Annotated in this window: 8 protein-coding genes and 1 pseudogene; 8 read left to right on the forward strand and 1 reads right to left on the reverse strand. The window is 68.9% G+C overall.

All coding sequences use genetic code 11. The annotated features are described in order from the left end of the window. Window positions 1-370 precede the first annotated feature (370 nt). The 8 genes from D6718_04105 to D6718_04140 all read left to right on the forward strand — a co-directional run bounded on the left by D6718_04105 (window position 371) and on the right by D6718_04140 (window position 9,509). A complete protein-coding gene (locus tag D6718_04105) occupies window positions 371-1,807 on the forward strand; it encodes a TolC family protein (GenBank protein RMG47240.1) in 1,437 nt (478 codons plus the stop codon). Then, window positions 1,804-3,270 (forward strand): efflux RND transporter periplasmic adaptor subunit, encoded by a 1,467-nt coding sequence (locus D6718_04110; protein ID RMG47241.1) that lies wholly within the window; start codon window positions 1,804-1,806, stop codon window positions 3,268-3,270. Before D6718_04105 ends, D6718_04110 begins: the two co-directional genes overlap by 4 nt. Before the next feature lie 10 nt (window positions 3,271-3,280). Continuing rightward, window positions 3,281-6,424, forward strand: coding sequence for an efflux RND transporter permease subunit (locus D6718_04115; GenBank protein RMG47242.1), 3,144 nt, complete (start codon window positions 3,281-3,283; stop codon window positions 6,422-6,424). A gap of 46 nt (window positions 6,425-6,470) precedes the next feature. Next, on the forward strand, window positions 6,471-6,824 hold the full coding sequence (locus D6718_04120; GenBank protein ID RMG47247.1) for a P-II family nitrogen regulator: 354 nt from the start codon (window positions 6,471-6,473) through the stop codon (window positions 6,822-6,824). Further along, entirely contained in the window at window positions 6,673-7,407 is a 735-nt protein-coding gene (locus tag D6718_04125) for a DUF3347 domain-containing protein (protein RMG47243.1), read from the forward strand. The genes D6718_04120 and D6718_04125 overlap by 152 nt, the downstream gene beginning before the upstream one ends. 45 nt (window positions 7,408-7,452) lie before the next feature. Further along, entirely contained in the window at window positions 7,453-8,517 is a 1,065-nt protein-coding gene (locus D6718_04130) for a hypothetical protein (protein ID RMG47244.1), read from the forward strand. A 77-nt stretch (window positions 8,518-8,594) separates the two neighbouring features. Beyond that, window positions 8,595-9,080 (forward strand): hypothetical protein, encoded by a 486-nt coding sequence (locus D6718_04135; GenBank protein RMG47245.1) that lies wholly within the window; start codon window positions 8,595-8,597, stop codon window positions 9,078-9,080. Between the two features lie 249 nt (window positions 9,081-9,329). Further along, entirely contained in the window at window positions 9,330-9,509 is a 180-nt protein-coding gene (locus D6718_04140; GenBank protein RMG47246.1) for a hypothetical protein, read from the forward strand. 56 nt (window positions 9,510-9,565) lie between these two features. Here D6718_04140 and D6718_04145 read toward each other — a convergent pair. Next, window positions 9,566-9,667: pseudogene (locus tag D6718_04145) on the reverse strand (type II toxin-antitoxin system VapB family antitoxin). Between the last annotated feature and the right edge of the window lie 65 nt (window positions 9,668-9,732).

A 9,732-nucleotide genomic window follows, 5' to 3' on the forward strand; every position in this document is an offset into this window, starting at 1 on the left:
CGGCGCTCCGGCGCCGCAGGAGGCTGACCCTGCAACCGAGGTGCCAGCGGGGGCGGAGCCCCCCGGGCCGCGCAAGGACTTGACCGGACTCGGTTTCGGGACGCCCCGCGGAAGGGACGATCGGGCCCCGTGACCCGCTCCGCCACGGCCGAGTGACCGGGCGGGTCACGGGGCCCTGTCGTCCCTTCCGCTGGGCGTCCCGAAACCGAGTCCGGTCAAGTCGTTGCGCGGCCCGGGGGCACTCCGCCCCCGCTGGCACCTCGGTTGCAAGGTCAGCCGCCTGCGGCGCCGGAGCGCCGCGGGCCGGACATCACCCTCCGTCGCGCTCGGGGCCGTCCTGACGCGGCGCGGCTCCGGGACGGCATGGCCTGTGGCCTTTCGGTGGGTGGCCGGGCGGTTCCGTGCGGCGCGCGCCGATCGCCGCGGAGAGGACGGGATGAGCGGAAGTCGAGTCGTTCGGGCGGCGAGGGCCGCCGCGCTGCTCGCGGCCGGTGCCTTTGTCGCCCAGGCGGGACCGGAAGTGCGGCCCGTGCCTCCCGCCGCGGAGCGGTTCGTTCGGACCGAGACGGCGCCGGGGGTCGCGGCTCTACTGCGCGAAGTGCTCGAGCGGAACCCGAGACTGGCCGCGGCCCGGGCCCGGGCGCGCGCCGCGGCGCAGAAGGCGCCGCAAGCGGGGACGCTGCCCGATCCGAGGTTCGGTGTCGGGCTGTTCCTCCTACCTCCCGAGACGCGGACCGGTCCCCAGCGCGCCTCGGCCTCTTTGAGCCAGCACTTCCCATGGTTCGGGAAGTTGACGCTCAGGGAACGTGCGGCGCTGGAGGGGGCGAGCGCCGTGGCCCAGCGAGCTGAGGCGGTCGCGCTCGATGTCGTCAGCGAGGCGCGGCGCCTGGCCATTCGGCTGGCGTTCCTGGTCGAAGAGCAGCGGATCGTCGAAGAGGACCTCGCGACGCTCTCCGAGTTCGAAAGGTTGGCCCGCGCCCACTACGAGACGGGAGCGGGCCTCGCCCAGGCGGTCGTCAAGCTGCAGGCGGAGATCACGCGCGACCGGACGCGGCTGCTCGACATCGATGCGGCTCGCGTCCGGGTGGAGGCGGCGCTGAACGAGCTGCGCGACCGGCCCGCGGGCGCCGCCCTGCCGAAGGTCTCGCTACCGGAGCTTCCCGAGTTGCCGCCCGATCTCGCCGAACTCCGGCGATGGGCGGAGCACCGTCGTCCCGAGGTCCTCGCAGCCCTTGCGGAGATCGAGCGCTCGCGGACGATGGTGGAGCTGGCGCACAAGGACTACAGGCCCGACTTCACCGTCGGGCTCACGTACACCGCCGTCGGCGGACGCTCCGATCCGGCGGGAAAGCTCTCTCCGCCGCCGGACAACGGCGAGGACATCGTCGGTCTCGCCGCGTCGATCAACCTTCCCATCCGCAAGCGGCGGTTGACGGCGCAGGTCCGCGAGGCGATCGAGTCTCGGGGCGCCGCCGAGGCGATTCACAGGACCGCTCTGTCGGAGATCTCCGGAGCTCTCGAAGACCTCGGCGCCAGGATTCCGATCCTGCGCGACCAGTACGATCTCTTCCACGCCGTGCTCGGACCCCAGGCGGAGGAATCGCTGAACTCGGCCAGGTACGCCTACGAGACGGGAAGGGCCGACGTGCTCGATCTGCTCGACGCCGAGCGCGTGCTCCTCGAGGTGCGCCTCGGGGAGCTTCGGGCACGCACCGAGCTTCATCTGGCCTACATCGACCTCGAACGGGCGATCGGTTCTCCGCTCGCCGACGTGTCTGCGGCTCGAAGGAAGGAGGCGGCACGATGACGCCGAAAGACCGCGCCCCCGGGACGGGCGGGCGCATCCTCTGGCTCGTGATCGGGATGGCGTCGGGCCTCGCGCTGGGCGCTCTGCTCCTGGCGACCCCCCTGGGCGCCCGCCTCGGCCTGAGGGCGGGAGCCGCCCCGACTGCCGCCGAGCCGCACGGGGGCGAGCAGGAGAAGCAGCTCTGGACCTGCGGCATGCATCCGCAGGTGGTGCAGGACGAGCCCGGCCAGTGCCCGATCTGCGGGATGGATCTCGTTCCCCTCGAACAGCCAGTCGAGGCCGCCCCGGCCCCGGCGGGTGAGCGGAAGATCCTTTTCTACCGGAATCCGATGAACCCGACCATCACCTCGCCCGTCCCGATGAAGGACGAGATGGGAATGGACTATGTCCCGGTGTACGCGGACGAGGTCGAGAAGGCCGCTACGGGTGGTGCGGTCGTCACGATTGATCCCGCCGTCGTGCAGAACATGGGCGTCGTCACCGAGAAGGTGGTCCGGCGAGACCTGAAGCGTCCCATCCGGACCGTCGGTTACCTGGACTACGACCAGGAAAAGATGGTGACGGTGACGACGAAGTACAGCGGATTCGTCGAGAAAACCTACGTCAACTACATCGGGCAGGAGGTTCGGAAGGGCGATCCTCTGTTCGAAGTGTACTCGCCGGAACTGGTGCAGACGGAACAGGAGCTGCTTTCGGCGCTGGAGTACGCACGCCGGATGGCAACCGCTCCGGAAGACGTGCGCCGAAGAGCCGAGGAGCTGCTCGAGGCGGCCCGCCGCCGGCTCGCCTACTGGGATATCACGGAAGATCAGATCCGGCGGCTGGAGGAAACCGGAACGGTCTTTCGCACGCTCACGGTGACCGCTCCGTCCAACGGCGTCGTCATGAAGAGGATGCACGGCCTCGAGGGGATGGCGATCCGGCCGGGCATGGATGTCATTCACATCGCCGACCTCTCCACTCTGTGGCTGACGGTGGAGGTCTACGAGGACCAGCTGGCCTGGATCGATACCGGATCGAGCGCTCACATCCGGCTGACGTACTTTCCGGGTGAAGAGTTCTCGGGACGCGTGCTGTTCGTCGAGCCTCAGGTTTCGGAAAAGACCCGCACCGTTCGCGTCACCCTCCGGGTTCCCAATCCCTCAGGGAAGCTGCGCGCGGGGATGTACGCCGAGGTCGAATTCGAGCCGGTCGTCGTCAGGAACGCCGTCGCGGTGCCGTCGTACGCGGTCATCCGCACGGGACAGCGCGACGTCGTGATCGTCGCCCTCGGCGGCGGCCGCTTCGCTCCGCGGGAAGTGGAGCTGGGGCGGCGGGGGGGCGGCTACATACAGGTGATCTCCGGCCTGCAGGAGGGAGAAGAGGTGGTCACCTCCGCGCAGTTCCTCATCGACTCGGAATCGAACCTGCGCGAGGCGATCCAGAAGATGCTCGCCGCCTCCGGATCGCACAAGCACCGCTGAGGACGTTCACATGCTGGACAAGCTGATCGAGTGGTCGCTTCGGAACCAGCTCCTGGTGGTGATCGCCACCGCCTTTGCCGTCCTCGGCGGCGTCTGGGCCGTCAAGACGATCCGCCTGGACGCCATCCCCGATCTTTCGGACGTGCAGGTGATCATCTACACCGAGTATCCGGGGCAGGCGCCGCAGGTCGTCGAGGACCAGGTCACCTACCCGATCACGTCGAAAATGCTGGCCGTGCCTTACGCGAAGGTCGTCCGCGGCTACTCCTTTTTCGGGTTCTCGTTCGTCTACGTGATCTTCGAAGACGGCACCGACCTCTACTGGGCCCGCTCGCGCGTGCTCGAGTACCTGTCCGGCCTCTCCTCCCAACTGCCGCCCGGCGTGTCGCCGCAGCTCGGCCCTGACGCCACCGGCGTCGGCTGGGCCTTCATGTACGTGCTCAACTCGAAAAAGCGTTCTCTGGCGGAGCTGCGAAGTTACCAGGACTGGTATCTGAAGTACGGACTCATGTCGGTGGAAGGCGTCTCGGAAGTCGCGTCGATCGGCGGGTTCGTGCGCCAGTATCAGATCGAGGTCGATCCGGTCAAACTTCGCGCCTTCGGCATCTCCATTCAGCAGATCAAGCGGGCGATCCAGCGCTCCAACAACGACGTCGGGGGGCGGCTGGTCGAGATGGGCGAAAAGGAATTCATGGTCCGCGGTCTCGGCTACGTCAAGGAGATCCGGGACCTGGAGAACATCGTCCTCGGCGCCGGCCCGGGTGGGACGCCGGTCCTCCTCAAACATGTAGCCAACGTGACGATCGGGCCGGAGATCAGGCGCGGTCTCGCGGATTGGAACGGAGAAGGCGAAACGGTCGGCGGTATCGTCGTGGTCCGACTCGGGGCGGACACGCTGTCGACGATCGCCCGGGTCAAGGAGAGGCTGGCCGAGCTCAAACAGGGCCTGCCGGACGACATCCAGATCGAGGTGGCCTACGACCGGACGAAGCTGATCCACCGCTCGATCGAGACGCTCACGCACACGCTGATCGAGGAGTCGATCATCGTGTCCGTCGTGTGCATCCTGTTCCTGTTCCACTTCCGGTCGGCCTTCGTGGCGATCCTTTCGATTCCGGTCTCGATCCTGCTGGCCTTCATCGTGATGAACGTGCAGGGCCTGGGCGCGAACATCATGTCGCTGGGCGGCATCGCGATCTCGATCGGAGTGCTCGTGGATGCGGCGATCATCATGGTCGAGAACGCCCACAAGCATTACGAACAATGGCGCGGCCAGCGTTCGCACTTCGACATCATCCTCGACTCGTCGAAAGAGGTGGGGCCCACGCTGTTCTTCACGCTGCTTGTGATCACAGTCTCGTTCCTGCCGGTCTTCACGTTGCAGGCGCAGGAAGGGCGGCTGTTCAAGCCTCTTGCGTTCACGAAGACCTACTCGATGGGAATGGCGTCGATCCTGTCGGTGACGATCGTCCCTGTCCTGATGTACTGGTTCGTGCGGGGGCGCACCCACAGCGAGGAACACCACCCGGTCTCCCGCGTGCTGCGCTGGCTGTACACCCCGTTGCTCAACTGGTCGCTGAGGTGGCGGTGGCCGGTGGTGTTCATTTCCATCGTGGCCCTCGCGGTGACGGTGTGGCCGCTCGAGCACGTCGGGTCGGAGTTCATGCCGCCGCTGTGGGAAGGGGACCTGCTCTACATGCCGACGACGTTCCCGGGCATTTCCATCACCAAGGCCCGGGAGTTGCTGCAGCAGACCGACAAGATCATCAAGCAGTTCCCGGAGGTGCACCACGTCTTCGGCAAGATAGGGCGGGCCGAGACGGCGACCGATCCGGCGCCGCTGTCGATGATCGAGACGACGATCATGCTGAAGGATCCGTCCGAATGGCGGCCGGGGATGACGAAAGAGAAGCTGAAGCGGGAACTGGACCGGGCGATCCAGTTCCCGGGTGTCACCAATGCCTGGACGATGCCGATCAAGACCCGCATTGACATGTTGTCGACCGGGATCAAGACCCCCGTGGGGATCAAGATCGCCGGCCCGGATCTGAAGACCCTCGAACGGATCGGCAAGCAGGTGGAGGCGGTCGTCAAGCCTTTGCCCGGAACGCTCTCCGCTTACGCCGAGCGCGTGATGGGCGGCAACTATCTCGATTTCGAGATCGACAGGGAGGCGGCCGCGCGGTTCGGACTCACCGTGGGCGACGTGCAGGATGTGATCCAGTCAGCGATCGGCGGGATGAACGTCTCGTGGACCGTCGAGGGCCTCGAGCGCTACCCGATCAACGTCCGGTATCCGCGCGAGCTCCGCGACGACCTGGAGGTGCTGGGCGAGACCCTGGTCGCCACGCCGACCGGTGCCCAGGTGCCGCTGTCGCAACTGGCGACGATCCGGATCCGGCAGGGACCGCCTTCGATCAAGACCGAGAACGCGCGCCCCAATGCCTGGGTCTACGTCGACTTGCGGGGGATCGACGTCGGCTCGTGGGTCGCCCGGGCGCAGAAGGAGGTGGCGGAAAAGGTTGACTTGCCGCCGGGTTACACGATCTTCTGGTCGGGCCAGTACGAATACATGGAACGGGTGCGGGCGCGGCTGCTCGTCATCGTTCCGGTGACACTGTTCATCATCTTCTTCATTCTCTACATTCACTCGAAGTCGTTCGTCAAGACGCTTCTCGTCCTGCTTGCGGTTCCGTTCTCGCTGATCGGCTCGATCTGGATCCTCTACTGGCTCCATTACAACTGGTCGGTGGCGGTCTGGGTGGGACTGATCGCTCTGGCGGGGCTGGCCGCGGAGACCGGGGTCGTCATGCTGCTCTACCTCGACATCGCCTACGAGACCTGGAAGAGGGAGGGGCGGATGGCGACCTACGCCGATCTCGCCGACGCGGTCGACCACGGCGCTGTGCAGAGGATCAGGCCGAAGATGATGACCGTCATGGCGATTCTGCTGTCGCTGACGCCGATCCTATGGGCGACGGGATCCGGCGCGGACGTGATGCGGCGCATCGCCGCCCCGATGATCGGCGGCGTCGTCACCTCGTTCATCGCCGAGCTGATCCTGTTCCCGGCGATCTACTTCATCTGGCGCTCGAGTGGCCTCGAGAAGGGGCCGCTGTTCCCGACGGCCGGGGAGCAGGAGGAACGGGCGTGACCGCCTTTGGCCTTGGCGCGCTTGCGAGGAGGACTCGACGAGATCGATCGAGGCATTCGTCAGCTCGCGCCGCGTGGACGCCGTCGTGAACCGGCTGGAGGCGGAAGGGGCCCCGGGGATCACCGTTTCCGCCTGCCACGGCGTCGGTTACGGGTACGAGCCGCGCCTGTTCACGCTGGCCCCGGCCGACATCCGCCGGGCCCCGAAGGTGGCCAAGGTGGAGGTGGTCTGCCGGACCGGGGACGTCGATCGGTTGGTGGCCGCGATCGTCGAGGAAGCCCGGACGGGGGCCGGCGGCGACGGGATCGTCTTCGTGTCGAACGTGGAACGGGCGGTGCGCGTGCGCGACGGGGCGGAGGCGCTCGGCCCGGGGCCGAAAAGCACAGCGGACGGCGCCTGACCGACCGCGCGCTCAAAGGGAGCGAATTCCCTGGAGGAAGGACCATGAGTGTGGTGAAGAATCTGCTGCTGGCCGTTGCAACGGCGTCCCTGGCGGGGTCCCGGCCGGATTCGCGCACGGCGGGAACCACGATGAGCATGCCGAGCACGCCTCGCGGAGCGCGTTCCAGCGCATCGCCGGCGAGTACGAAGCGATCCGGACGGCGCTGGTCGCCGATTCGCTCGAATCCGTCTCCGATCACGCGAAGAAGATCGCGCGCCGGGCGTCCCGGCTGGAGCACGCGTTCGACGCGGAGGAGGCCGGCGTGGACGAGCAGCATGCCGGCGAGGTGAGGGCCCTGCTGCCCGCGATCGAGAAGGCGGCGAAGGAGCTGGCAGCCGCCGGCGATCTGGACAGCGCCCGCGCCGCGTTCGGCGCGCTTTCCGAGTCGTTGATCTCCTATGGGGAGCTGGTGGCCGGGGACAAGCCGGTCGTCGCGAGCTGTCCGATGGTCAGGCGCCGCTGGCTGCAGCCGGAGGGTGAGATCGGGAATCCCTATCTCGGCAAGAAGATGCCTCGCTGCGGCGTCGTCCAGGAGAAGTGATTTCCGGCCCTCCTCGGGGGGAGGCGGGCGACGAGGAGCGGGGCGATGGACTTGCTGTCGGGAACGAGCCTGCCGAACCTGCACCCGGCGCTCGTGCATTTTCCCGTGGCGCTCCTCTTCGTCGGTGCGCTGGCGGAGGCGGGCGCCCTCGCCGTGCGCCGGGCCGCCTGGCTCGACCGGGCCGCGGCGGCGGCGTGGAGCCTGGGCGCCGCTTCCGCGGTCGCGGCCTATCTCTCGGGTCGCCGCGCGGCGGACGGTCTCCCGTTGCCGGCCCCGGAGGTGCAGGCGGCGATCGGGCGCCACGCCGATGCCGCGTTTTGGACCGCCACAGCGGCGGTCCTGCTGGCGGTCGTTCGGCTCGCCCTGCTGTACGCAGGGGCCCGGAAGGGAGGTGACACGCACCCCGCCGGACGCGCCGTGGTTCTGGCGGCCTCCTTGCCGCTGCTCGCGCTCGTCGCCGTGACGGCGGACAGGGGCGGCGCGCTCGTCTTCCGGCACGGTGTCGCGGTTGCCCGCGAGAACGCGCCGGAGCCGTCCGCCCCGGCGCCCCGCTCCGGCGTGACGATCGATGAGGACGGCGCCGTCGCCTGGGAACCCGGACCGGGCTCCGAGAGCGATCTCGGCTCGGCGATCGCGATCGTCACCGGCGGACCGGGCGCTTCGGTGCGTCCCGCCGGCGTGGGGGAGGCGCAGGGACTCGCGCTGGACGTGCACGGCCGCATCTTCCTTCTGCTGCCCGGCCGCTTCGGCGACGTCCAGGTGGACGCCGAGGTGGAGCGGGCCCGGTTCACCGGCCGCGTCGGGCTCGTGCACCACTTTCGCGGGCCGGGTGATTTCGGGGCCTTCGTCCTCGGCCCCGGCGGCACCGCGCGCCTCGTCGACGAGCGGGACGGAACGGTGGAGGAACTTGACGAGGCGACGGTCGGGGAGCCGGGCACCACCGTTTCGCTCGCCGTCGCGGCGCACGGCTCGCACCTCAAGGGCTACGTCGGAGGCGACCTCGCGGCACACGGGCACACGAGCGCCCCGCCGCCGGGGAGGACGGGGCTGTGGCTCGACGGCGAGGGGAGGGTGACGATCCGGGAAGTGCGGGCCTTCCCGGCCGATTGACGACGGCGTGCCGTCGAGACGCCGCATGGTGCGGTCCGGCGGTGCGTGCGAGATGAAGACGATCGAGGAGACGAAAGATGAGAGATCGAGCCATCGACGAGACACGGCGGCGTCGCGCCAGGCTGGTCGCCGGCGGGCTTTGCGCCGCGCTGATTCTGATGACCGCCCCGGTTCTCCGGGCGGCCGAAACGGCGCCCGGGCCCGAGGCACGCAAGGCGGAGCTGGAGCGCCTGATCGCCTTCGATCGCGCGACGAAGCTGGACGCCGAGCAGCAGAAGGTGATGGCAGAGGCGCTGAGCCCGATGCCGGCTCCCTGCTGCAGCGACTTCTCCGCGGCAACCTGCTGCTGCAAGTGCAATCTCGCCCGGGCGATGTGGGGTCGCGCCAAGCAACTGGTGCTCGCGGGCCGGAGCGCCGCGGAGGTTCGCAAGGGCGTCCACGACTGGCTCGCGCGGATGAATCCGTCCGGCTTCGCCGGTGACGCCTGCCACAAGGGGCATTGCGGCCGCGGCGTTTCGAAGGACGGCTGCGGCGGCATGCGCGCCGACCACATCACGCCTTGAGACGGCGCCGTGCGTGGCGGCGGCCGGGGCTCAAGGAGGAGCCTCCTCTCTGGACCCTGGCCGCCGGCGCGACCGCGACGGCGCTGGCCGTGATGGGTGCGGTCTCCTTCTGGCAGTTTTCGCTCGAGCGTGCCGCGGAGGAACGGACCCGCAGCGGCCTGCTGGTCGAGTCGCTCGCACCCCTCGCGCAGTCGCTGAAAAGCGCCGCGACGCCGGCGGAGGCGGCCCGGGCCGTGAGGCGCCACCACGATGCGCTCGTCGCGCTCGGCCGCGGCCATCACGGCGTCGCGCTCCTCGATCATCAGGGACGGACGCTCGTGTCAGCCGGGCCCGAAGGGAGCGGGGGCCGGAGTCCGGGCGCAGTTGCCGGTCGATGTGCCGCTCCTCCGCCCCGCGCGCGGCCTGCTCGCCGTCAACCGAACGGCCTGACAAGCTCGCCGGCGACGCCCGCCGCCGGCGGACGATGTGGCTCGCACACTTCGTCGTTACGGCCGCCGCTCTCGGGGCGGCGATCTCGCTCGCGGTCTGCCTTCTCGCGCTCCGCCCGATCCGCCGGCTGCTGGCGCAGATCGAGCTCGCCGAGCGGGGCTACTGGGACCACGCCTTCGAGCCGGGCGGTGCGCGGGAGGTCCGCAGGCTCGCGAGGAGGTTC

It is taken from the genome of Acidobacteriota bacterium, assembly GCA_003696075.1.
Classification (GTDB): Bacteria; Acidobacteriota; Polarisedimenticolia; order J045; family J045; genus J045.

Bases quoted from the DNA above. Each gene is read 5' to 3' on its own strand.
- D6718_04115 (RMG47242.1), top strand. From the start codon at position 3,281: ATGCTGGACAAGCTGATCGAGTGGTCGCTTCGGAACCAGCTCCTGGTG.
- D6718_04110 (RMG47241.1), top strand. From the start codon at position 1,804: ATGACGCCGAAAGACCGCGCCCCCGGGACGGGCGGGCGCATCCTCTGG.
- D6718_04140 (RMG47246.1), top strand. From the start codon at position 9,330: ATGCGCTCGTCGCGCTCGGCCGCGGCCATCACGGCGTCGCGCTCCTCG.
- D6718_04130 (RMG47244.1), top strand. From the start codon at position 7,453: ATGGACTTGCTGTCGGGAACGAGCCTGCCGAACCTGCACCCGGCGCTC.
- D6718_04135 (RMG47245.1), top strand. From the start codon at position 8,595: ATGAGAGATCGAGCCATCGACGAGACACGGCGGCGTCGCGCCAGGCTG.